General features: G+C 50.0%; 23 protein-coding genes. All 23 read left to right on the top strand.

The window, feature by feature from the left end; translation table 11 throughout:
* Positions 1-3: 3 nt before the first annotated feature.
* The 23 genes from KNQ14_RS09380 to KNQ14_RS09270 all read left to right on the top strand — a co-directional run bounded on the left by KNQ14_RS09380 (position 4) and on the right by KNQ14_RS09270 (position 25,041).
* Positions 4-720: a response regulator transcription factor gene (locus KNQ14_RS09380; RefSeq protein WP_023467692.1), complete on the top strand. Its 717-nt coding sequence runs from the start codon at positions 4-6 to the stop codon at positions 718-720.
* A 2-nt stretch (positions 721-722) separates the two neighbouring features.
* A complete protein-coding gene (locus KNQ14_RS09375) occupies positions 723-2,450 on the top strand; it encodes an ATP-binding protein (RefSeq protein ID WP_214860819.1) in 1,728 nt (575 codons plus the stop codon).
* Positions 2,451-2,483: 33 nt separating this feature from the next.
* Positions 2,484-3,035, top strand: a complete 552-nt coding sequence (locus tag KNQ14_RS09370; protein ID WP_023467694.1) for a cob(I)yrinic acid a,c-diamide adenosyltransferase — start codon at positions 2,484-2,486, stop codon at positions 3,033-3,035.
* Positions 3,032-4,285: an EF-P 5-aminopentanol modification-associated protein YfmF gene (yfmF, locus tag KNQ14_RS09365; RefSeq protein WP_023467695.1), complete on the top strand. Its 1,254-nt coding sequence runs from the start codon at positions 3,032-3,034 to the stop codon at positions 4,283-4,285. The genes KNQ14_RS09370 and yfmF overlap by 4 nt, the downstream gene beginning before the upstream one ends.
* Positions 4,282-5,553 carry an EF-P 5-aminopentanol modification-associated protein YfmH gene (yfmH, locus tag KNQ14_RS09360; protein ID WP_251138358.1) on the top strand — a complete coding sequence of 424 codons (1,272 nt, stop codon included), beginning with the start codon at positions 4,282-4,284 and terminating at the stop codon, positions 5,551-5,553. The genes yfmF and yfmH overlap by 4 nt, the downstream gene beginning before the upstream one ends.
* Complete coding sequence (ymfI, locus tag KNQ14_RS09355; protein WP_023467697.1) at positions 5,553-6,257, top strand: elongation factor P 5-aminopentanone reductase; 705 nt, start codon at positions 5,553-5,555, stop codon at positions 6,255-6,257. Before yfmH ends, ymfI begins: the two co-directional genes overlap by 1 nt.
* Positions 6,258-6,351: 94 nt before the next feature.
* Complete coding sequence (locus KNQ14_RS09350; protein ID WP_023467698.1) at positions 6,352-7,134, top strand: DUF3388 domain-containing protein; 783 nt, start codon at positions 6,352-6,354, stop codon at positions 7,132-7,134.
* Between the two features lie 9 nt (positions 7,135-7,143).
* On the top strand, positions 7,144-8,073 hold the full coding sequence (locus tag KNQ14_RS09345; RefSeq protein ID WP_251138357.1) for a helix-turn-helix domain-containing protein: 930 nt from the start codon (positions 7,144-7,146) through the stop codon (positions 8,071-8,073).
* Between the two features lie 63 nt (positions 8,074-8,136).
* On the top strand, positions 8,137-8,715 hold the full coding sequence (gene pgsA, locus KNQ14_RS09340; protein WP_023467700.1) for a CDP-diacylglycerol--glycerol-3-phosphate 3-phosphatidyltransferase: 579 nt from the start codon (positions 8,137-8,139) through the stop codon (positions 8,713-8,715).
* A gap of 71 nt (positions 8,716-8,786) precedes the next feature.
* A complete protein-coding gene (locus tag KNQ14_RS09335; RefSeq protein ID WP_214860817.1) occupies positions 8,787-10,019 on the top strand; it encodes a competence/damage-inducible protein A in 1,233 nt (410 codons plus the stop codon).
* Between the two features lie 111 nt (positions 10,020-10,130).
* Positions 10,131-11,174, top strand: coding sequence for a recombinase RecA (gene recA / locus KNQ14_RS09330; protein ID WP_023467702.1), 1,044 nt, complete (start codon positions 10,131-10,133; stop codon positions 11,172-11,174).
* A 193-nt stretch (positions 11,175-11,367) separates the two neighbouring features.
* Positions 11,368-12,930, top strand: coding sequence for a ribonuclease Y (gene rny, locus KNQ14_RS09325; protein ID WP_023467703.1), 1,563 nt, complete (start codon positions 11,368-11,370; stop codon positions 12,928-12,930).
* A 49-nt stretch (positions 12,931-12,979) separates the two neighbouring features.
* Entirely contained in the window at positions 12,980-13,774 is a 795-nt protein-coding gene (locus tag KNQ14_RS09320) for a TIGR00282 family metallophosphoesterase (protein ID WP_023467704.1), read from the top strand.
* A 29-nt stretch (positions 13,775-13,803) separates the two neighbouring features.
* Positions 13,804-14,064 (top strand): stage V sporulation protein S, encoded by a 261-nt coding sequence (locus KNQ14_RS09315; RefSeq protein ID WP_023467705.1) that lies wholly within the window; start codon positions 13,804-13,806, stop codon positions 14,062-14,064.
* A 189-nt stretch (positions 14,065-14,253) separates the two neighbouring features.
* Positions 14,254-16,002 (top strand): 2-oxoacid:acceptor oxidoreductase subunit alpha, encoded by a 1,749-nt coding sequence (locus KNQ14_RS09310; RefSeq protein ID WP_214860815.1) that lies wholly within the window; start codon positions 14,254-14,256, stop codon positions 16,000-16,002.
* Positions 15,989-16,855: a 2-oxoacid:ferredoxin oxidoreductase subunit beta gene (locus KNQ14_RS09305; RefSeq protein ID WP_214747771.1), complete on the top strand. Its 867-nt coding sequence runs from the start codon at positions 15,989-15,991 to the stop codon at positions 16,853-16,855. Before KNQ14_RS09310 ends, KNQ14_RS09305 begins: the two co-directional genes overlap by 14 nt.
* Before the next feature lie 99 nt (positions 16,856-16,954).
* Positions 16,955-18,043, top strand: coding sequence for an L-threonine 3-dehydrogenase (gene tdh, locus KNQ14_RS09300; RefSeq protein ID WP_023467708.1), 1,089 nt, complete (start codon positions 16,955-16,957; stop codon positions 18,041-18,043).
* A complete protein-coding gene (locus tag KNQ14_RS09295) occupies positions 18,043-19,218 on the top strand; it encodes a glycine C-acetyltransferase (RefSeq protein WP_214747774.1) in 1,176 nt (391 codons plus the stop codon). The genes tdh and KNQ14_RS09295 overlap by 1 nt, the downstream gene beginning before the upstream one ends.
* 145 nt (positions 19,219-19,363) lie before the next feature.
* Complete coding sequence (locus KNQ14_RS09290) at positions 19,364-20,980, top strand: alpha/beta hydrolase (RefSeq protein ID WP_214748243.1); 1,617 nt, start codon at positions 19,364-19,366, stop codon at positions 20,978-20,980.
* Positions 20,977-22,431, top strand: a complete 1,455-nt coding sequence (locus tag KNQ14_RS09285; RefSeq protein WP_214860814.1) for a phytoene desaturase family protein — start codon at positions 20,977-20,979, stop codon at positions 22,429-22,431. Before KNQ14_RS09290 ends, KNQ14_RS09285 begins: the two co-directional genes overlap by 4 nt.
* A gap of 124 nt (positions 22,432-22,555) precedes the next feature.
* Entirely contained in the window at positions 22,556-22,843 is a 288-nt protein-coding gene (locus tag KNQ14_RS09280) for a hypothetical protein (protein ID WP_029341204.1), read from the top strand.
* A 105-nt stretch (positions 22,844-22,948) separates the two neighbouring features.
* Entirely contained in the window at positions 22,949-24,217 is a 1,269-nt protein-coding gene (locus tag KNQ14_RS09275; RefSeq protein ID WP_055967116.1) for a DUF445 domain-containing protein, read from the top strand.
* On the top strand, positions 24,214-25,041 hold the full coding sequence (locus KNQ14_RS09270; RefSeq protein ID WP_214860811.1) for a DNA-3-methyladenine glycosylase family protein: 828 nt from the start codon (positions 24,214-24,216) through the stop codon (positions 25,039-25,041). Before KNQ14_RS09275 ends, KNQ14_RS09270 begins: the two co-directional genes overlap by 4 nt.
* Positions 25,042-25,151 lie beyond the last annotated feature (110 nt).

Below are 25,151 nucleotides of genomic sequence, written 5' to 3'. Positions count from 1 at the left end.
AGCATGTCAGAAGAAGCACGTATTTTAGTCGTCGACGATGAAGAACGGATTCGTCGCCTGTTGAAGATGTATCTGGAGCGGGAAAATTTCACGATCGAGGAAGCAGACAATGGAGAGACGGCGCTTGAAATGGCGCTTGAGACAGAATACGATGTCATTCTCCTCGATTTGATGATGCCGAAGATGGACGGGATGCAAGTCTGTGAAGAACTGCGGAAAACAAAAGCGACGCCAATCGTCATGTTGACGGCAAAAGGCGAAGAGACGAACCGCGTCCATGGGTTTGAGATGGGGGCAGATGATTATATCGTCAAACCATTCAGTCCACGTGAAGTCGTCTTGCGTGTCAAAGCGATTCTTCGTCGGGCAAGTGCGACGAAATTCCTCCACACGGATGCGAAAACAAAAGATGTCATCGTCTTCCCACACTTGACGATCGACAATGATGCGCACCGCGTGACGGTCGAGTCGCAAGAAGTCAATTTAACACCAAAAGAATACGAACTCCTGTATTTCTTAGCAAAACAAACGGATAAGGTATTCTCGCGAGAACAATTACTCAAGGAAGTCTGGAACTATGAATTTTTCGGAGATCTGCGGACAGTCGATACACACGTCAAACGTCTGCGTGAAAAGCTGAATCGTTTGTCTCCGAACGCTGCTCAAATGATCACGACGGTCTGGGGTGTCGGATACAAGTTCGAGAATAGTCCGACCTGACGATGAAATGGTTGCAAAGCGTTGTCATCAAACTATGGGGAACGATTCTGTTACTCGTTTCGGTCGTCTTGATCGCCTTGACGATCTTGTTACTTGAATTTTTCAACTCGTTCCATATCGAACAGGAACGGGGGCACTTGGCAAAGCTCGGTCAACAAGTCGAGACCGTCTTTCAGGCGCACTCCGGCATCGAGGAAGGGTCGAGTACTGCTGTTGAAATCACGGATATCTACGGGGCGACACTGATCGCAAAGACGCAGGATGATTCCGTCGAAGCGAATATCTCACAAGCGAAGGCGAACCGGATCATCAAGGAACTCGAACGTCAGAACTGGAAAGCAATTGATGGTGAAGAAGGCGAGACAGCGATAGGCAACTATGAGACCTTTGATGGAAAAGCAGCACTCGCGTATCGGGCACCGCTCATTACGGATAGTGGCAACGGAACGATCTACTTGATCGAGCAATTGACGAACATCGAACAGGCGAATGAGGGTGCACGTCAAATCATTCAACTCTGTGTCCTGTTAGCGATCATCGGAACGACCGTCTTTGCCTTCTTCCTCTCGACACGAATCACGGCGCCACTGCGAACGATTCGCCAAGCTGTCGTTGAGGCCGGTGAAGGAAAGTTTGATCAGAGCCTGACGCAACGTTCACGGGATGAGATCGGTGACTTAGCGCTTGCGTTCAATGAAATGAGTAGTCAACTCAATCAATACGTCACGGATCTCGACAAGGAGCGGCATTTACTCTCCTCGATTCTGCGCTGTATGGCAGACGGTGTGTTGACGTTCTCAAAATCAGGGGAGCTCCTCGCGACGAATCCACCGGCTGAAGCCTTTTTGGCGGGTTCTCCCGTACCGGATGAACTAATTGAGTTATTCCAGACGGTCATGCGTGAAGAGACGGAGATGACGGTCTCCTTTGAACGAGAGGGACGCTTCTACATCATCATCGTCAGTCCGTTACTCGAACAAGAAGAACAGATCGGAGCGGTCGCCGTCTTGCGTGATATGACGGAAGCTCAGCAACTCGAGAAGATGCGCGCTGATTTCGTCGCAAACGTCAGTCATGAATTGCGGACACCACTCGTCATGCTGCAAGGGTACTCGGAAGCAATTGTCGATGGGATGACCGAGAGTGATGAGGCAACGAAGGAATTCGCTTCGATCATTTACGACGAGTCCCAGCGACTGTCGAGACTCGTTAACGATCTTCTTGATCTTGCACGAATGGAAGCGGGATATCAGGAGTTACGGATTGAATCCGTCGAAGCAATCCCTTTTGCAAAGCGGGTGATCAAGAAGTTCAAACAGATGGGACGCGATAAACAAGTTACCTTCTCGGTTTCTGGTCCGAACATCGCGTTTGAAGCAGACCCTGATCAGATGGAGCAAGTCTTGACGAACCTGCTTGGGAACGCCCTGCGTTATACGGAGAACGGTGAAATCAAGATTAAGATTGACGAAGATAGGGAAAACATTATATTATCCGTCATTGATTCGGGTGACGGAATTCCAGAAGAAGATCTACCGTTCGTCTTTGACCGTTTTTATAAAGCGGATAAAGCGCGGACACGTGGCAAGACGGGGACAGGAATCGGTCTTGCGATCGTGGCGAATGTCGTCCGAGCTCATGGTGGTGAAGTCGAAGTCGACAGCCGCTTGGGAGAGGGAGCGACCTTCCGGATCCGATTACCGAAAAAACAAGGGAAGCGAACATTATGAGTCGCTTCCTTTCGCTATAGGAGTGAATGAAACATGAAAATTTACACGAAGTCTGGTGACGAAGGAGAAACATCTCTCGTTGGTGGAAGAGTCAAAAAAAATGATCGGTTGATCAGCTTGATGGGAGAACTCGACGAATTGAACAGTTTCGTCGGACTTGCCCGGACGAAAGCATCGTCAATCGAGGTGCGTGAGCAACTGACAGTGATCCAGCACGCGTTATTCGATTGTGGTAGTGACTTGATGTATGTCGAACCGCGTCCGTCACGTTTGAGTCAAGAAGCGACGATTGATTTAGAAAGTTGGATCGACACGTTAACGGAGTTATCGCCGCCGCTCGATAAGTTCATCTTGCCTGGCGGAACGGAAGCAGCTGCAACGTTACACGTGGCACGGACGGTCTGTCGTCGCGTTGAACGTTCGATGATCGATGTCCCTCAAGCGGCTCATTTGTTACCGTTCATCAACCGACTCAGTGACTTCTTCTTTACAGCAGCCCGTTACGAGAATGCCGTCAAACAAAAAGCAGATATTGAATATGTCCGCAGTGCGCATGTATTCAAACGAAAGGATGGAGAGCAATGAGTCAGTCATTTAGCACATGGAAAAAGGAAGGAACGAGCTACCATCTCGTTCCGACCGATAAATTCAAGACGACGACGATTCTCGTCACATTTTCAGCACCGTTAGAAGCGAAGACGCTGACAAGCCGTGCAATCCTACCGTACATCATGGAAAAATCGACAGCCGCTTATCCGTCGATGAAAGCGTTACGTGAGCCGCTTGAAACACTATATGATGCGGGACTTTATGCGGACGCGTCGAAGTTTGGAGAAGAGCATGTCATCTCATTCCAACTCGATGTCGTCCGGGGAGAACTCGTCCATCATCCATCGTTGTTAAAAGAAGCACTCGAATTGCTCGAGCAAATGGTGCTGTATCCAGATTTGACGGAAGGTGGCTTCCGTGAACAGTTCGTCAAACAAGAAAAACGATTGCATGCCTTACGGATCAGTTCACTATATGACGATAAAATGCGCTACGCACAGCAACGTCTTCTCGAATTGATGGCACCAGGTGAAGCCGTCGCGTTGCCATCCCTTGGAACACTCGAAGAACTCGAACAGATCACCCCGTCATCCTTGCGTGATACATACCGTTCGATGATTGAAGACGACCGGATTGATGTCTTCGTCGTCGGACATGTAACGAAGGAGGAGATGGAAGACGCTCTATCATTCTTGCCATCGCATTCTGAAAAAATCAGTCATTACATTCCGGCCCAAAAAGCAGTCAATGGCGTGAAACGGTCGAGTGAAACGCAACCGATCAAGCAAGGTAAATTGCATCTTGGTTACCGGGTAGCGGTCGATCCGACATCTGCTGACTCGATTCGGATGCAAATCGTCAATGGTCTGTTCGGTGGCTTCCCGCATTCAAAACTGTTCATGAATGTTCGTGAAAAAGAGAGTCTCGCGTATTATGCGGCTTCACGATACGCGGCATTGAACAGTGCACTCTATGTTTATGCAGGGGTCGACACGAAAGAAGCGGAACGTGCTGAGAAAATCATCTTGGAACAACTCGTTGATTTGAAAGCAGGACAGTTCACGGATGAAGAATTGACACAGACGAAGGCGATGTTGATCAATGCGCGCCGCCAAATCCTTGATCAGCCAGGTCAATTGATTGGTTGGTTGAATGGTTCGAAGATGCGTGGACTGACACTGGAGGATGAGATTCATATCATTGAAACGGCGACACGTGAAGACGTCGTTCGATTAGCAGCGGCAATCGATCTTGATGCCGTATATCTATTGCGAGGTGAAGCATGATGGAACAACTGACTTATCACGATACAGACGAAACGGTATACCACGAGCAACTCGATAACGGCTTATCCGTCTATTTGTTGCAAAAAAAAGGATACGAAAAGACGTATGCGACGTTTACGACACGTTATGGTTCGATTGATCAACGATTCAAAAAAGGGGAGGAATGGATCATGGTACCGGACGGCATCGCCCATTTCCTCGAGCATAAGATGTTCGAATCCGAAAAAGGGGACGTCTTCCAAGAGTTTGGTCGTCTCGGTGCCTCTGCGAATGCCTTTACCTCGTTCTCGCGGACAGCGTACTTGTTCTCAGCGACGTCGCTGATCGAACAAAACCTTGAGACATTGATCGATTTCGTACAAGATCCCTACTTCACGCCGGAGAGTGTTGAAAAAGAGAAGGGGATCATCACGCAAGAAATCCAGATGTACCAAGATAATCCGGGATGGCGTCTGTTCTTCGGTCTGATCGAATCGATGTATGCATCGCATCCAGTCCGGATCGATATCGCGGGAACTCCGGAATCAATCAATCAAATCACAGCCGATGATTTGTACACGTGCTACCGTACGTTCTATCATCCATCGAACATGGTGTTGTTCGTCGTCGGAAACATCGATCCAGAAGAGACACTGGCATTGATCAAGGCGAACCAGGCGAAGAAGGACTATACGGATCGCCCGGCAATCGAACGAGATTACGGTCAAGAGCCGCATGGCGTACATCGTCCACGTTTTGAACTCGAGCTCGACGTTAAGACACCTAAGGTATTGATCGGTTACAAGGACGAATCGCTCCGCGGCGAGGCACAAGTCCGCCGTGAGTTAACGAGTGAACTGCTGTTACACCTCTTGTTCGATCAGACATCATCGACGTATTTGGAATTGTATGAAGACGGTCTGATTGACGATACGTTCAGCTTTGATTACTCGAGTGAGGAAGAGTTCGCCTTTGCGACGTTTGGCATGGAGACAGAGGATCCAGACAAGTTCATCCAAGCGTATGAGACACTCCTGCAAACGCGTCCTGACTTCACGGAAGATGAAGTCACGCGCAAGCGGAACATGATGCAAGGGAAATTCCTCCGTGCCTTGAATTCACCGGAATTCATTGCGAATCAGTTCTCGCGTCACGCACTTGCCGGTACGAACCTGTTCATGCTTCCAACGTTGATTGCTTCGATTACGAAAGAAGAGATTGAAGCCCGTTTCGACGAGTTGTTCGCCATTGAAAACCGGGCGATCTCAATCGTCAAACCGTACGCGTGATGCGAATCCTCATCACCGGTGCGAGTGGCGCCATTGGTCTTGCGGCAGCAAAACAACTTGCTGCCGCCGGTCATGAATTGGTGCTTCAGACGTATCGACAGCAAGCGGTTTTAGAACGGATGATAGAGGAGTGGCAAGGCGAGCACCACATCCTGACTGCGAACTTAGCAGACGAGAAGGACTTGCAGGCATTTTGTGCGGCATTACCTGTCGTCGATGCCTTCGTCCATTGTGCCGGAACGAGTTATAGCGGTCTGTTGCTCGATCAATCAGCAACATCAATGCACGAACTCTGGAAAATTCATGTCGAGGCGTTGATGCGCATCAGCCAAACCGTGACACGGACGAAACCGTTTACGTCGAAGCTTGCGATCGTCGTCATCAGTAGTGTGTTAGGAGAACAAGGTGTCGCGGGTGAGGTCGTCTATTCGACATGCAAGGCGGCACAGCTTGGATTCGTCAAGGCATACAGTAAGGAACTTGGACCGATGCATGGACGCATCAATGCGATTACGCCGGGGTGGATCGATACGCCGATGAACGCGATTTTTTCTGAGGATGAAAAGGCAGAAGCGATTGCTGAAATTCCTGCCGGACGATTCGGGAAAGCAGAGGAAGTGGCTACTGCGATCCGTTACTTAGTGCAACCCGAATCGAGTTATGTATCGGGAGCCATCCTTAAAATAGATGGCGCGTGGATGTAAGCATTGGAATTTCAGTTCAGGAATGCTTTTCATTTTTCAAAAAATCATTTAACATGAGGAATGGATAATCGTATTGATAGAGGAGGATGGGCGCGTGAGTGAGTTCGAGCAATGGTATCTCGAATATGAATTAAAGGTCAATCGTCCCGGTATACTCGGGGACATTGCTTCGTTGATGGGAATGTTACATATTTCGATCGTGACGATCAATGGTGTCGATCATCAACGACGCGGTATGTTGCTCCAAACGAAACAACCGGATCAAATTCCACGACTCGCCGCTATTCTCAAGACGATGTCAACCATAGAGGTCATCAAACTACGAAAACCAAAACTACGTGACCGAATCGCGATTCGTCACGGGCGCTATATCGATCAAAGCAGTGATGAACGAAAGACGTTCCGCTTCGTCCGGGAAGACTTAGGGATTCTCGTCGATTTCATGGCAGAGCTATGTAAACAGGATGGGCACTTGTTGATTGGTGTCCGCGGCATGCCACGCGTCGGTAAGACGGAGTCGATCGTCGCAGCGAGCGTCAGTGCGAATAAGAAATGGCTGTTCCTATCGTCGACGTTGATTAAACAGACGGTTCGAACATCGTTGTTCGACGACGAGCGGACGGGTGATTATGTTTACATCATCGATGCGTTAGTGTCACAACGAAATTTCGATGAACGACACTGGCAAATCCTGCGGGAAGTCATGCGTCTACCCGCGACGAAGATCGTCGAACATCCGGATGCGTTCGTCAAATCGAGTGAGTATACGTGGGATGATTTTGATTACATCATTGAATTACGCAACACGACTGAAGAAATCATTGTGACTGAACTGCCTCGTTCCCATGGGGGAAATGATTGGTTCAACTTTGAATAAGTATGAAAAATGGAAGGTGTGTTACCGATGACCGAGCTCGGAACCTACTTAAAGGAACAACGGGAGGCGCTAGGCGTCTCTCTCGAACAAATTCAAACGACGACAAAGATTCAAAAGCGTTACATCGTCGCGATCGAAGAAGGCAATTATGATCAATTGCCGGGAGCCTTTTACGCCCGGGCCTTCATCAAGACATATGCGGAAGCACTCGGTCTTGACGTCGATGAAGTCTTTACGACTTATAAACGTGATCTTCCGGAACCGGAAGCACAACCGGTCGTCGAACTGTCACGGCGCGCGACGTATTCGAAATCCAGTGCTCCGAAGAAGAGCGTTGCGAAGCGTTGGATTCCGAACATCATCATCATCGTACTAATCTTTGCGATCGGTACTGCCTTGTATTATGGTCTGCAGACGTTCCTCGACGGTAACGAAGAGGCGAAGACGTCCGCACCGAAGCAAAATGATGTCACGATCGATCAAGGGGACGCGCCAAGTAAAGAGACGGATGCGCCTGCGAAGACGGAAGAAGAGCCGAAGGAAGAACCGGCGAAACAGGAAGAAACAAAAGAAGAACCTAAAAAAGAACCTAAAAAAGAGGCACTTGCTGCGAAGTCGACATCTGGTCAAGATGTCACGTATGAAGTCGCAACGAAAGATACGATGAGTGTCTCGATTCAAATCAAGAAAGATGCCTCTCCGTCGCCATTCGTCGGTGTGCGTGATACATCACTTGAAGGAAAAGCACTCGCGCCAGACCACATCAACGCATCGGATCCGAATCCGATCGTCGTGAAGGACGCGAAGACGGACTTGATCCGCATCCGGATCGGTTCGATTAAAGGGATTGATAAAATCGTCGTCAATGACCAAGAACTGAAACTGAACCGTTCGCTTCTCGTCCAAAACATCTATCTAAAGAAAGTAGCCACGCCGTAATCCGGCGTGCCTTCTTTTAGATGGCATGTCATTTACATATGAAATGAAGGAGGAGGGCGTTACATGAACTTACCGAATCAATTGACAGTATTACGTGTTTTATTAATTCCCGTGTTCGTCATCGTACTTGCGATTGATCCGAACTGGGGACAGTGGGATGTGTTGGGAGCCGAGCTTCCCGTCTCACACTTCGTTGCAGCTATCATCTTCCTTGTTGCTTCACTGACGGACTGGCTCGATGGATATATCGCTCGTAAACAAAAATTAGTAACGAACTTTGGAAAATTCATGGATCCACTTGCCGACAAGATGTTAGTTGCAGCTGCACTCGTCTACTTGGTGGAACTTGGATTCGTCGCAGCATGGATCGTCGTCATCATTCTCTGTCGAGAGTTCGCAGTCACGGGTCTTCGTCTCGTCGCATCTGACGAAGGGATCGTCCTTGCTGCCGGAAACTCTGGGAAAGCCAAGACATGGGTCCAGCTGACATCAATTACGGCATACTTGTTGCACGATATCATCTTTGCGATGTGGAACATTCCGTTCGCAGATATTACGATGTGGCTTGCTTTGATCTTGACGATCTACTCAGGCGTCGAATATTTCTCGAAAAACATTAAGTTAATTACGAAATCCATGTAAGATGGATCAATTTAGACTGTTCGTCATACCGAACAGTCTTTTCTTATACTTCAAGAAGGTGAGGAATCAACATGAAAGCAGAAATCATCGCAGTCGGAAGCGAACTCCTCCTTGGGGAAATCGCGAACACGAATGCACAGTACCTTTCCGAATGGTTAGCGAGTGCCGGAATTGACGTTCATTATCATACAGTCGTCGGTGACAATCGCGAACGGATGCAAGAAACATTCCGTCAGGCACAACAGCGGGCAAATCTCCTCGTCATCACAGGAGGTCTTGGACCAACGGAAGATGATTTGACGAAAGAGGTGCTCGCTGATCTCCTCGGACGTGATCTCGTTCTCGATCAAGCGGCGTACGAGCGAATCGAAGGGTTTTTAAAGACACGTCAACGAGAGATGACGATCAACGAACGAAAACAAGCATTAATCATCGATGGTGCAACGGTTTTACGTAATGATGCAGGACTTGCTCCCGGTATGTCGGTCCAAACGGAGCATCACCAATATATCGTCTTACCCGGTGTGCCACGCGAGATGAAGCAAATCCTCAAAAATCACTTCAGTCATCTATTCGGTCAAGAAACGATTCGCTCTCGAACGTTACGATTCTTCGGAATCGGGGAATCGGCGTTAAACGACCGTCTAGAAACGTTGATCAAGGAAGCGACCAATCCATCGGTCGCACCGTATGCGGAGCTCGCTGAAGTCCGGTTGCGCCTGACGGCTAAAGCACTCGATCAACAGGAAGCCGATCGTATGCTCGATGAACTCGAACAACACGTCCTTGCTGAAGTCGGCATGTACTTTTATGGATATGGGGAGACGAGTCTGCCGGAAGTCGTCCTAAAACGGTATCAAGAAGCAGGATTGACACTTTCGCTCGCCGAATCACTGACGGGAGGAGCTGTCGCGAGTGGTCTCGTTGATGTCAGCGGTGCGAGTCAAGTATTGCGCGGGAGCGCTGTCGTCTATGATGATGCAGCGAAGCAAGCCGTGTTATCGGTACCAGAGGATTTATTACGAGAGCATACTGCTGTCAGTAAAGAGGTAGCGATTGCGATGGCTGAAGGGGCACGAGAACTGTATCAATCCGATATCGCCGTCGCCTTGACGGGGGAAGCAGGTCCGACGAGCAACAGTGGAAAAGTGGTCGGAACGGTCTATTGTGCTGTTGCGGACGCACATGGAACACGGATCGTCGAATGGCAATATCCATCGTTCGACAGAGGCATGATTCGACTGCGCGCCGTCAAGGATACCTATTTCCTTTTACTGAAACATCTCGAAAAATCATCAGAGTAAGAAAAATGATCGAAGTGCAAGTATGCGAATAAATGTTCGTAAAATGCTTGTCATTCGGTCTCAAAAGAAGTACAATAATCTCAGTAAGATAATTAAAAGGAGGCCTGCTACGTGAGTGATCGTAAAGCAGCACTTGAGATGGCGTTACGCCAGATAGAGAAACAGTTCGGTAAAGGTTCTATCATGAAACTCGGAGAAAATGCGGATCAGAAGGTATCAGTAATCTCTTCTGGATCGATTACATTAGATATTGCCCTAGGTGCAGGTGGATACCCACGTGGACGGGTCATCGAAGTATACGGACCTGAATCGTCAGGTAAAACGACGGTTGCGCTTCATGCAATCGCAGAAGTTCAAAAACAAGGCGGACAAGCCGCATTCATCGATGCGGAGCACGCGCTCGATCCAGCATATGCAAACAAACTCGGTGTCAACATCGATGAGCTCCTCTTGTCACAACCGGACACTGGGGAACAGGCACTTGAAATCGCGGAAGCACTCGTTCGTTCTGGTGCGGTCGATATTCTTGTCGTCGACTCTGTTGCAGCACTCGTACCAAAAGCAGAGATCGAAGGCGAGATGGGTGACTCACACGTCGGTCTTCAAGCACGTTTGATGAGCCAAGCGCTTCGTAAGTTGTCTGGTGCAACGAATAAATCGAAGACGATTGTCATCTTCATCAACCAAATCCGTGAAAAAATCGGTGTCATGTTTGGTAACCCGGAAACAACTCCAGGCGGTCGTGCACTTAAATTCTACTCGTCTGTTCGTTTAGAAGTGCGTCGTGCGGAAGCGTTGAAAAACGGTACGGATGTCGTCGGTAACAAAACGAAGATTAAGGTCGTCAAGAACAAGATCGCGCCTCCGTTCAAACAAGCGGAAGTCGACATCATGTATGGTCTCGGGATTTCGAAAGTCGGCGAGTTGATTGACATCGGAACAGACCTTGATATCGTTCAAAAGAGTGGTGCATGGTACTCGTACAACTCTGAACGTCTCGGTCAAGGGCGTGAGAACGCGAAACAATACATGGTCGAGCATCCGGAAGTCGCAGCAGAGGTCGAACGTTTGATTCGTGAACACCACGGTCTCGTCGATCGCGAAGAGCCGGTTGATTTCGAAGCAGAACAACCAGAAGATCTATTTGCTGAATAAACCGTTTCAGAGAGGATTCGCGTGCGAATCCTCTCTTTTTTAGTGTAAAAGAGGAAAACAGTGGAATTCTTTCCCGTCCGTTCGTTGACAATGAACGAGTGCTATCCTTACAATATAGATGTACGTTTTTTAGACAGCTTCGATGAAATACCGAAATGAACTAAGAAACACCTTGCAAAGGGGAGGTGAACCCATGAGTACACTGACTTGGATTGTCATACTTCTCCTCACTTTGCTGATCGCATTCATCGTAGGCTACTTCTTGCGGAAATCGATTGCAGAAGCGAAAATTCAAGGCGCAGAAACGGAAGCGAACAAAATCGTTGAACGTGCGCGTGAATCGGCTGAGGCAACGAAAAAAGAAGCAGTACTCGAAGCGAAAGATGAAGCATTCAAACTTCGTAACGAAGTGGAAAAAGAATTGCGTGAACGTCGCCAAGAGCTAGCGAAACAAGAAGCCCGGTTGCTCCAGAAAGAAGAGACACTCGATCGCCGTGTTGACGCTATCGACCGTAAGGAAGATCAGATCAATACACGTGATGCAGAGATCGCGAAACGGAAGCATCAAGCTGAAGAACTAGAGCGCAAAGTAGAGGACCTGTATGAACAGGGACGTCAAGAGCTTGTCCGCGTCGCGAATTTATCGCAAGACGAGGCAAGAACGATCATCATGGATGAGACGAAACAGGCTGCTTTACATGACGCAGCCATTCTTCAAAAAGAAATCGAACAAAAAGCAAAAGAAGAAGCCGACAAGAAAGCACGTAACATCTTGTCACTTGCGATTCAACGGTTCGCCGCTGAACATATCGCAGAGACGACTGTATCGGTCGTCAACTTACCGAACGATGAGATGAAAGGTCGGATCATCGGACGGGAAGGCCGCAACATCCGTACGCTCGAGACCTTGACTGGGATCGACTTGATTATCGATGATACGCCGGAAGCCGTCATTTTGTCTGGTTTTGACCCAATTCGTCGCGAAGTCGCTAAAATGGCGCTCGAGAAATTGGTTCAGGATGGTCGGATTCACCCGGCCCGTATTGAAGAGATGGTCGACAAATCCCGTCGTGAAGTCGACGAGCGGATTCGAGAAATCGGGGAAGAAGCGACGTATGATGTCGGAATCCACGGCATTCATCCGGACCTTGTCAAAATTCTCGGTCGCTTGAAGTACCGTACGAGTTACGGACAGAACGTCCTGTATCACTCACTTGAGGTTGCCCACCTTGCAGGTATGATGGCAGCTGAACTTGGAGAAGATGTCACGCTTGCGAAGCGTGCAGGTCTTCTGCATGATATCGGGAAAGCGATCGACCACGAAGTCGAAGGCAGTCACGTTGAGATCGGAGTCGAGCTCGGTACGAAGTACAAAGAACATCCAACCGTCATCAATGCGATCGCGTCCCACCACGGGGATACGGAAGCGACATCTGTCATTTCCGTCTTGGTTGCAGCTGCGGATGCATTATCTGCTGCTCGTCCAGGTGCACGTCAAGAGACACTCGAAAGTTATATCCGCCGTCTCGAACGCCTCGAGGAAATCTCGGAATCGTTCGACGGTGTCGAAAAATCATTTGCGATCCAAGCGGGTCGTGAAGTCCGTATCATCGTTCGACCTGACGTCGTCGATGATGTACTGGCTCACAAGATGGCGAGTGACATCCGGAAAAAAATCGAAGAAGAACTCGATTATCCGGGACACATCAAGGTCACGGTCATTCGGGAAACACGAGCAGTCGAATACGCGAAATAAATGGAGTGGCGGGCGACCGCCACTTTTTTTAATGAACGGAGGAACAGCAATGAAGATTTTATTCATCGGAGACGTCGTCGGTGCACCCGGTCGACACATCCTGCAACAATTCACAGCACGCCTGAAAGCGAAGTACAACCCGAACGTCATGCTCGTCAACGGCGAAAACGCGGCACACGGACGCGGCATCACGAAGTCGATCTATCATCAATTCCTTGAACTCGGATTCCACGGAATCACGATGGGGAACCACACGTTTGATAACCGCGACATCTTTGACTGGATCGACGATGCGGATCGAATCGTCCGTCCGGCGAACTATCCGGAAGGCACGCCAGGTCGTGGAATGATGATCGTCAAAGCAGGTAATAAAAAGATTGCCGTCATCAACGTCCAAGGAACGGTCTTCTTACCACCACTCGGTGACCCTTTCCGTACCGTCGATGCACTGATTGCGGAAGTCGAAGGAAAAGTTGATGCGATCTTCGTTGATGTCCATGCGGAAGCAACGAGTGAGAAAATTGCGATGGGTTATCACCTCGACGGTCGAGTACAGGCTGTCGTCGGGACACATACGCACGTCCAGACAGCAGATGAGCGTGTCCTTGACGGAGGAACAGCTTACATCACGGATGTCGGGATGACAGGTCCGCTGAACGGCGTGCTCGGAATGCGCCAAGAAGATGTCCTACGAAAATTCAAGACACAGCTCCCAACACGGTTTGAAGTTGCCGAAGGACGGGAACAACTTAATGGAGTCTTGATTCATATCGATGACACAACCAAAAAAGCAACGAAGATTGAACGGATTCATCTGACGGATCAGTCAGTATTCTTCGACTGATTGCCATTTCTGGATGGGGAGGTACACGCATGGACGTCCTGAAAGTATCAGCTAAGTCGAATCCAAACGCGGTAGCAGGTGCACTCGCGGGTGTCATTCGAGAGAGAGGTTCCGTCGAGATTCAGGCCATTGGTGCGGGAGCGCTCAATCAGTCTGTCAAAGCCGTCGCCATCGCACGCGGATTCGTGGCGCCTTCTGGCATCGACTTGATTTGTATCCCAGCCTTCACAGACATTTTGATTGATGGGGAAGAGAGAACCGCCATCAAACTCATCATCGAACCACGATGACGAATTGGACATAGGTCCTATTTGCAAGTAGACCATTTACTCGACTGGAGTAGATGGTCTTTTTGCTGTGCCTGCGAAATTTTCTCACCTTTCCACCGAGGGAGCATTGTACTACTTCCGGTAAATCGGTATCATGAGGGAGGATAGAGAGAACTATCATTTCAGGGGACAGAGAAGGAGCGAACGTCGATGTATAATCAGTTATCATGGAAAGTTGGCGGTCAGCAGGGAGAAGGGATCGAATCAACAGGCGAAATCTTTGCGATTGCCTTGAATCGACTCGGCTATTACCTGTACGGCTACCGTCACTTTTCGTCACGTATCAAGGGAGGACATACGAACAATAAGATTCGTGTCGCGACACAGGAAGTCCGGACGATTTCCGATGATCTCGATATTTTGGTCGCGTTCGATCAAGAGACGATTGATGTTAACTTCCATGAATTGCGTCAAGGTGCCATCATCATCGCGGATGCGAAATTCAATCCGACGAATCCGGACGAAGCACGCGCTTCCTTGTATGCGATTCCATTTACGGAGATTGCAGCTGATCTCGGTACGGCTTTGATGAAGAACATGGTCGCGATCGGTGCATCGAGCGCGATTCTCGGCATTGCACCGGAGCGTTTCCAAGCCGTCGTCGAACAGATTTTCGGCCGAAAAGGTCCAGACATGGTCGAGAAAAACTTAGCGGCAATCCGTGAAGGAGCAGCAGCGTTCGAAGCACTCGCAGGAGATGGTGAACGATTCGTTTTAGATCCAGCAGACGGAAAACAACGAATGTTCATGATCGGAAACGATGCGATTGCGCTTGGTGCGATTGCCGGTGGAGCACGTCTCATGGCAGCCTACCCAATCACACCATCATCTGAGATCATGGAATACTTAATCAAGAAACTGCCGCAGTTCGGCGGGACGGTCGTCCAGACGGAAGACGAATTGGCGGCAGTCACGATGGCAATCGGGGCGAACTACGCAGGTGTCCGTGCTTTGACGGCGTCTGCTGGTCCAGGATTGTCATTGATGGCGGAAGCGATCGGGTTATCCGGGATGACGGAAACACCGCTCGTCATCGTCGATACACAACGAGGTGGTCCGTCAACGGGTCTACCAACGAAACAGGAACAGTCTGACTTGATGGCGATGATCTACAGCACGCATGGTGAGATTCCAAAGGTCGTTTTGGCACCGTCAACGGTCGAGGAAGCGTTCTACGATGCAGCAGAGGCATTCAACATCGCAGAGGAATACCAGTGTCCTGTCATTCTATTGACGGATTTGATGCTGTCTCTTGGAAAACAATCGGTCGAACCACCGGATATGTCACGCGTTGAGATCCGACGCGGGAAGTTGATCCAGGAAGACTTACCGGAACTTGAAGGAAAAGCGTACTTCAAACGCTACGAAGTGACGGAAGATGGGATCAGCCCACGTGTCATTCCAGGCGTCAAGCACGGGATTCATCACGTAACGGGTGTTGAGCACAATGAGGAAGGGCGTCCGTCGGAAGCGACGAAGAACCGAGTCGATCAGATGACGAAGCGACTCCGTAAGCTAAACACGTTCCGCTTACAGGATGCCGTTCTCGTAACGGAGCATCATGCAGAACCGGATATCTTATTCGTCGGTTTTAACTCGACACGTGGAACGATTGAAGAGATCATGCCACGACTCGAAGCACAAGGAATCAAGGTTGATCACTTGCATATCCGTCAAGTCCATCCGTTCCCTAGTGAGCTTGTCACGCCACACTTAGAGCGGGCAAAACGAGTCGTCGTCGTCGAATACAACGCAACGGGACAACTGGCGAAGCTGATCCAGATGAACTGTGGACATGCATCGAAGATCGAGCATATCCTGAAATTCAATGGCGACCCGTTCTACCCAGCAGAGGTCGTCGAGCAGGTCGTAGGAGGGGTATATCATGGCAACCTTTAAAGATTTTAGAAACGATGTCAAACCAAACTGGTGTCCAGGGTGTGGAGACTTCTCGATTCAAGCAGCGATTCAGCGTGCTGTCGCGAACGTCGGTCTCGAACCAGAAGAGTTGGCATTGATTTCCGGGATTGGCTGTTCTGGTCGGATTTCCGGTTATATCAATACGTATGGCTTCCACGGCGTTCATGGACGGTCCCTTCCGATCGCCCAAGGTGTCAAGATGGCGAACCGCGAATTGACGGTCATCGCGTCTGGTGGCGACGGTGATGGATTTGCAATCGGCATGGGACATACGATCCATGCATTCAAGCGCAATGTCGACATGACGTACATCGTCATGGACAATCAGATTTACGGCTTGACGAAAGGACAGACATCACCCACTTCTGCACCTGGATTCAAGACGAAATCGACGCCAAAAGGGTCGATCGAAAAGAGTGTTTCACCCGTTGAACTCGCCTTGACGGCTGGTGCGACGTTCGTTGCCCAAAGCTTCTCGAATGATTTGAAGGGCTTGACGCAATTGATCGAGCAAGCGACGGCACATAAAGGATTTGCCTTCATCAACGTCTTCAGTCCATGTGTCACGTTCAACAAGGTCAATACGTACGATTGGTTCAAACAGAACTTGACGAAGCTGTCCGATATCGAAGGATACGATCCGGCGAACTTGGATCTTGCGAAACAGACCGTTCATGCTCACGACGGACTCGTCATGGGATTGATCTATCAGGATGAAACACGTCCTGATTACCAGTCACAAATCGATGGGTATCAAGAATCGGGTCTCGCGTACGCGGATCTTGAGCTAAACGAAGAAACATTCGGTAAACTGGCAGCGGAATTCATGTAAGATAGAGGAAAGATGTGTTTGGTTTTTTTGGGGATGCTAAACATTTGGAAGTTCGCCACATATAAAAAACGTGAACTTCCGCGAAGGAGTCGGGGAAAGATGACGAAATTAGTAACGACGGTAGAAGAGACGACAACGACGAAAACGATGCGTGCACTCGTCAAAGAAGAGCGCGGGTTCGGTGCCGCACTCAAAGAAGTACCGGTACCCGTACCGAGTCGTGGAGAAGTCTTGATTCGAGTCGAGGCAACATCGATCTGTGGGACGGACGTGCATATCTATGAGTGGGACGCGTGGGCAGCCTCGCGTGTCAATCCGCCGTATGTCTTCGGTCACGAGTTCTCGGGCGAAGTCGTCGAGCTCGGAGAAGGCACGAAACGCTTGAAACTCGGTGATCGTGTCTCGGCGGAGACGCATATCGTCTGTCATCAATGTAAACAGTGTCTTCGTGGGCAATATCACATCTGTAAGAATACGAAGATCATCGGTGTCGATACACAAGGTTGTTTTGCAGAATACGTCGTCATGCCGGAAGAAAACCTTTGGGTCAACCCGGAAGATATGCCAGCAGGGATCGCTTCGATTCAAGAGCCAATGGGCAATGCCGTCCATACGGTACTCGCGAGCGATGTCAGCGCGAAAACGGTCGCAATCGTCGGTTGTGGTCCGATTGGTCTGATGGCAGTTTCGGTCGCAAAAGCAGCCGGTGCGGCGGAAGTCGTCGCGATCGACGTCAATCCGTATCGTCTTGAACTCGCGCGGACGATGGGGGCGGATGTCGTCATCGATTCACGTCATGACGATGTCTTGGAGCGGATCGAGCGCATGACGGACGGAGATGGAATTGATGTCGTCTGTGAGATGAGTGGTCATCCGGTTGCGATTCGTCAAGCCTTCGAGATGGTGACAGCAGGTGGAGACGTCAACATCCTCAGTCTGCCGGTCAAACCGGTCGAAATCGATTTGACGAACCATGTCGTCTTCAAAGGTGTCCGGGTTCAAGGCATCACCGGTCGGAAGATGTATGAGACATGGAGCCAGGTTTCTGCTTTCTTATCGAGCGGAAAAGTCGATGTCCGACCGTTAATCACACACACGTTACCGCTAGAGCGGTTCGAAGAAGGATTTGAATTGATGCGTCAAGGGAAATGCGGGAAAGTCGTATTACAACCAAGGGGGACGAATTAATGGGATTTGAACACTTACGGACAGAACTAGAAGAGATGAAACAGGCGGGCACGTTCCGCAACCTCGTAGCACTTGAGAGCGCGCAACATAACCGCGTGACGATCAATGGTAAGGAACTCATTCAACTGTCGTCGAACAACTACCTCGGACTCGCCGCACATCCACGTCTTGCTGAACAAGCAGCGGAAGCAGCGCGCACGTTCGGTGCTGGAACAGGATCTGTTCGGACGATTGCCGGGACACTCGAGATGCACCAAGCATTCGAACGGGAACTCGCGACATTCAAGCACACGGAAGCAGCACTTGTCTTCCAGTCTGGATTCGCAACGAATCTCGGTGTCTTATCGGCACTGCTCGGTCCGGAAGACGTCGTCATCTCGGATGAGTTGAACCACGCTTCGATCATCGATGGTATTCGTCTGACGAAAGCGAAACGCCGCATCTATAAACATGTCGACTTGGCGGATCTTGAAGCGGCCTTACAAGAAACACAAGACGCGCGGACGCGCCTCATCGTCACGGATGGCGTCTTCTCGATGGACGGAAACATTGCACCACTTCCGGAAATCGTTGAATTAGCCGAGCGTTATGACGCACTCGTCATGGTCGATGATGCCCATGCGTCAGGTGTGCTTGGGAAAGCGGGACGCGGTACGGTCAATCACTTTGGTCTTGACGGACGTGTTGCCCTGCAGGTCGGTACGCTCTCAAAAGCCATCGGTGTCCTCGGTGGATACGTCGCGTGTGAACAGCACGTCAAGGATTATCTGATCCATAAAGGACGTCCGTTCTTGTTCTCGACATCACATCCACCAGCAGTCGTCGAAGCGAACCGGGAAGCGCTCCGTGTCATGGAGGAAGAGACGGAACTCTTCGATCGTCTATGGGAAAACACGGAATTCTTTAAACAAGGACTCCGTGATCTTGGATTCGACATCGGAACATCGACGACGCCGATCACACCGGTCATCGTCGGGGATGAAGCACGTTGCCATGAGTTGTCGGACCGCTTACGTCAAGAAGGTGTCTTTGCTCAAGGCATCGCCTTCCCGACGGTCGCAAAAGGAAAAGCACGTGTCCGGACGATCGTGACGGCGGAACATACGCGTGAAGATTTAACGACGGCGCTTGCAGCTTTCGAAAAAGTCGGTCGTGAATTAAACTTGATCGGTTGATATCGATCACGGACGAAATGCGTCCGCATACTTTCAGGCAGCGGATCAGCGATTCGCTGCCTGAAGTGCGTCATGACGAAAGAATCAAAGTCGACCGTTTTTACTTTTGCGAGATAGGGAATAACAGATGAGGAAAGGATGTGACCTGATGAGTACGAAGAAAAAAGGGATTTTGCTCTCATTTTTGATGCTGACGCTGCTCCTTGGGGGTTGTATTCGCATCCAATATGATGCGACGATCCATACCGACCAGAGTGTCACCTTAAAGACGACATATGCCGCAAAGGAACACCCGGTAGCGCGTTTACTGAACCTAAATCCGAATTGGAATAGTTATGTTAAACAGGCAGAAAAGAACGGTTATGCAGCGAAGGCGTTCAAGACGAAGGATGACTATGAAGGGATTCGGATGCAGAAGACATTCGCGAACTTCAAGGACATGACGTCGATTAAGGACGAATGGAAGACAGGTATCGGAGGGATTCTCATTCCACCTGATACGAAGTTCGACATGAAAAAATCGGATGGTTTTTGGTTTGATACGTATCGACTGGATACGAACATCGATCTCAGTATCGATCGTTTGAATATCAAAGGCTATCAACCGACAGGACAGGTCAAGAAACTCGCCGACCGGTATATCCGTCAAGCCGATATCGAGATCAAGCTCCACGGTCCGAAAGTAATCGGTCTCCAAAATGGAGAAAAGATCGACTGGTCGAATTATCATGATGTGTCATGGAAATTATACGGAACGAAAGCCAACCAGCTACAGTTGATTGCGTATGTACCGAATCCGACAGGTTGGATCATTACTGGTATCGTGTTATTGATCGGTTTCGGATTATTCCTCTACTGGGTCTTTCACCGTGTCCGTCGTTTGCGCCGGCAACAGTTAAAGACGATCGGCATCTCGCTCCTCGTCTGTTTGATTGTCGGGGGAGGCGCGTGGTGGGTGTTCGCGGAGGATACGTCAAGTGCGCCGCCACCAACGCGCCAGATCGTTACACAAGGAAAGAGTGAAATCGTGCCGACGTTCCTCGTTCATGGGTTATTCGGGACGGAGCGGACATTCGTGCCGATGATTCAAAACTTCACGAATAAAAAAGTCGCCGATGATGGTGGTCGATGTGACGTGACTCGTTCCGGAAAAGCAACCTGTAGCGTCAAACCCTCGCCGACCGGCTACCCACTTGTCCGAATCGTCTTCGCAGATGATGAGGCAAGCCTTGCCGACCAGCAAAAGTGGTTGAATGCAGCGATTGCAGCTTACGATGCGAAACAAAAAGCGACCTTTGCCGATATTCAGCTCGTTGGGCACAGCATGGGTGGTGTCGATGTCGTCGCCTACACAGTCCAAGAGGAGATGCCGTATCACGTCCGAAAAGTCGTGACGCTCGACTCACCGATCGCCGGTTCCGATTACGCGAAACTTGGTTTGACACTTGCGCCACTCGGCACGAATACGAACAGTCCTGCGATACGTGATCTTGCGAAAGGTTCTCCAGCGATGAACAATCTGACCCAACGGCTTGAGACGTGGCCACGCGACGTACTCGTCTATTCGTTTGGTGCCAAAGGAGGCGACTTCAATCTGATTTCGTTAAATAGTTCGTTTGCACTCGAGAACTACACGGATAACATTCAGACGAAATCCTATAAGTATGATCACTTCACGATTCATCGCCGGGAGCCGGTCTTCCGCGAAATCCGCAATTTCCTGTTTAAAGAAAATCGAGTCACGGAGGAGGAACCATCATGAAACAGGTCGTCATCGTCGGCGGAGGAATTGCCGGTCTAACGGCTGCGGCATTGATTGCACAAGAAGGACATGCCGTCACGGTACTTGAAGGAAGCCGTGAATGGGGAGGGTCAGCCGGGAAGTTCACACGCCGGGACTTGACGTATCCAGTTGGAGCGACCCTTGGGATGGGATTTGAACCAGGTGGCATTCATGCCCGTGTGCTCGATCATCTCGGAGTGACGCACCAAGTCGAGCCACTCGACGTCGTCATGACGATTCGCATCGAAGGACGATTGATTCATTATTATCAAAACCGTGATGCGTTTCTAACCGAATTGACCTCACATTTTCCGGAGCAGGCATCGTCGATTCGGGCATTCTTTGCTGAAATCGAGCAGATACACGAGGCAATTCGTCCACTAATGGCAGAACTGCCGGCATTGCCACTTCAAGATTTAGCCGACGTCCGGCGGTTAGTCCGTCACACGAAAAGTGTCGTCCTCTTACCATATTTTCCGCTGACGATTGGTCATCTGTTACGCAAACATCGACTAGCGGATACGCTGTTCGCACAAGTGATCGACGGGATCTTACTCGACAGCATGCAGACAGGGCAGGAAGCATCTGCTTTACTAGGAGCTGTCGCCTTATCGATTTACCACGAGGGTGCTTATTATGTCCCAGGTGGATTATACCGACTGGCCGAGCAATTAAAAGAGACAGCAGAGGCGAGCGGGGCAACCTGTCTCCTTGGGCGAAAAGTCACGTCGATTCGAAAGACACCGGATGGTTTCTTGATCGAGGATCGTCGCGGACGCTTGATGCTTGCTGATGCTGTCATCTGCGCAGTTCCGCTTGAAGGCATCAGGGAAGTCGTCAGTACGGATATGAAACGAACGTTACGACGGACGTACCAGCGACAAGAAAAGCTACAGCAATGGGCGACCTTTACGTATTATGCGGCGATACCGGAGTCGGTCATTTTGTCTGATGAAGCATTCCGGCAAGTCCATGATCCGTCCCTACCTTCAGGTCATGCCTTCATCTCCCTCTCCCGTCCAGATGACCGGTTACGTGCACCAGCCGGTCAGCGGACGCTGACGATGTCATGCCATGTTCCGATTGGTACGTTCGATAAGACGAACCGGAAACGCTACGACGAACAAGTCGAGAAGTTGTCGGCAATCTTCGAAGCTATTCTTGAACAACAGTTTCCAGGTTTCCGTCAACAGGCGATCGAACGCCATCCGGGTGGACCCGGTGCGTGGGTACGCTATACGTTCCGTCCGGACGGTGGAGTCGGGGGATATCCGCAACGTCCGAGTACAAGTCTCTTGTTCGCGGCTCCGTTTCGTACAGGCATCGATCACTTCTTTGCAATCGGGGACACGATCTTTCCGGGTGCCGGGACGATCGGGGCGACGACGTCTGCGATTCATGTTGCCCGACAGTTTGATGTCAGATTATGAGAAATCGTCGTAAAATGATGAAAGAAGCGACGCATCTGTCGCTTTTTTCACATTTGAGGATTATGATGAGGAAGAGTCGGGAACATGATATCCATGAACAGAAAGAGAAAAGGAGTGAAGAACCATGGAGACATTCGAGCAAAAATGTCAGTCGTTCATTCAGGAACGACGACCTGAAGTCGGTCCGATTCAATTCGAGTCGGCGCGTACGTTTCTCAATGCACGCGGTTTAAGCGTTTACGAACGGATTTATCAAGGGAAAGAGGAAGTCCGATTAGCGTTCGTCGAGCAGACGAATGGTCAACAACTCGTTTCATTGATGGAAAATACATTCGGCAACGGACTGGTCTATTTTGTCTCAACGGCAACCGCGACATGGGATGGCGACCGTTTTGGTGAATATACGTTTTAAGTACATAGGGAGTCCCAGTCGATGACTGGGGCTCTTTCGTGTCGAAACCTAATCCTTGTCCCGTTCGTAAGGTAGATAAGTGACTCAGTTGAAGGAGGAAACGATGTGTCATCACTTGAACAACCTAAAACATCGACACGGCGGCTTGCGACCGTCTCGTTGATTTTCATGGCGGTCGGATTCGTCGTCTCATTGCCATTTAAAGAAAATGCGTGGGTCTTTTGGCTCCAGAGTGGTTTTGAAGCCGGACTCGTCGGTGGGATTGCCGACTGGTTTGCGATCACGGCATTGTTTCGCCATCCGCTCGGCTTAAAGATTCCCCATACGAACCTGTTGCCGAAAAATCGGGAACGGGTCATCGAATCAATCGTTCATATGCTCGAGACGGACTTGCTCAATAAAGAGAGTATCGTCGCGAAGCTCCAGCATATGACGCTCGCAGACCGTGTCATCAAAATCTTACGTTCGATTCTCGTTCTGCCTGCTTTTCGAGCGACCGTTACCGAACTATTGGTCGGTCTGATCCGGAAATTACCGAAAGAGGCGATTCTTGAGTTTGCGAATACACGGTTGACGGAGACGATCAAAGCGTATCCGTCAAAACGGCTGGCGGTACGGGCGATGGAGTTAAATGAGGAACGTCGACTCGACGAGTGGCTGATGGATCAGTTACTCGGTTATGGGCAACGTCTGCTCGAAGACCCCGTCATCCGAGACCAGATTGGGCGCCTTGCCTATACGGCGATGATCGACCAAGAAAAGAATACGTTCTTGCGGGTGACGGCGCGAACCGTCCAAAAAGTCTATTCAGAAGAAAAACTCAGTCTTGTCATTCAAGGTGTCTTGTTGACGGTCATTCAAGATATGCGACACGTCCATCACCCGAATCGTTTAGCGATTCTTGATCATCTGCGTCGTAATCTGGCACAGTTATCGATTGATGAAGAGCGTCTAGCAAAAATCGATGCTTGGAAGGCAAGCGAGGTCGACCGGTTTGACTTCGTTCCGGTCATTGAACGCGCGTATGATGCTGGTTTGATCGAACTCGAACGCTACTTGACGTCAGATGCCTTCTGGACGGAACGGGCGATGCCGATGCTTTCGCGCGCTTTAGACGACTGGGAACAGCATCCGACGTTCAAAGATAGCAGTGATCAATGGATGAAGGAGCAACTCGTTCGTTTCGTCGAACAAAATCACCAAAAAATCGGTGGACTCGTCCGCGAGAACTTAAACCGGTTCGATACGGAGACACTGATTCATATGATCGAGGATAAGGTCGGCAGTGACTTGCAATGGATTCGGGTCAACGGGGCGTTGTGTGGATTCATCATCGGTTTGATTCTCGGTGCGATCAAGGTGTTCGTCGGATGAGCCGGTGGACGCATGATGTGACGTTGTCGGAAGCATTTGATTTTAAAGGAATCGTATCTCGTTTGACGGAAGACCCGTTACAAATCGAACAGGATGGGCGACTCGTCGTTCCGATCTTCATCAACGATCAGGCATACATCACGACGATGGAAGCCATCGATGGTTACACGTTACGGATTGACGGTTCAGGACCGCAAACAGCGGTGCTGACGCAACTCAATCGACGGTTTCGACTCAATGAGCCAAATCCTGCGCAGCGTCTCAAGGCGACGTCGTTACACGCGATCGTCGAACGGTTCGGCGATGAACGACTCGTGCTTGATCATTCACCGTTCACGGCCTTGATTCGCTCGATCATTCATCAACAGATCAATCTCTCATTTGCCCATACGTTGACGGAACGTGTCTTTCGAACATTCGGAACGGTCAAGGACGGAATCATTCTTCCGCCGACACCGCGTCAATTAGCGGCAGCGCGTCGCGAGGACTTGCTTGCTCTACAACTATCAGGACGTAAAGTCGATTATCTGCTTGGCGTAGCGACAGCAACGATTGATTACGATGCATTGATGTCAGCCGACGATGCAGAAATCGCTGAGACGTTGATTGCACTGAAAGGCGTCGGACCATGGACGGTCCAAAACGTCCTGATGTTCGGATACGGTCGTCCGGACCTTTTTCCGGCATCGGACATCGGGATATTACGGGCTTTCGAACGGTTGCTCGGTTACCGACCGACGGTGGAAGAAGCGACGCGACTGGCGGAGGAATTTGCCCCTGTCCGTAGTCACGCCGCCTATCTATTATGGCGTTCGATTGAATAAGGAACTATTCTTGTCACTCTATCGCGAGAACGGTATAATGAATGCGACAGAACGAGGAATCGTTCAGAATGCTAAGGGAAGCGACGTGTTCGCTAACGATAGAGGGGACG

The organism is Exiguobacterium sp. s161, from assembly GCF_018619045.1.
GTDB lineage: Bacteria > Bacillota > Bacilli > Exiguobacteriales > Exiguobacteriaceae > Exiguobacterium_A > Exiguobacterium_A indicum.
The sequence above is the reverse complement of the archived record's forward strand: the minus strand, read 5'-3'. Positions and strand labels throughout refer to the sequence as shown.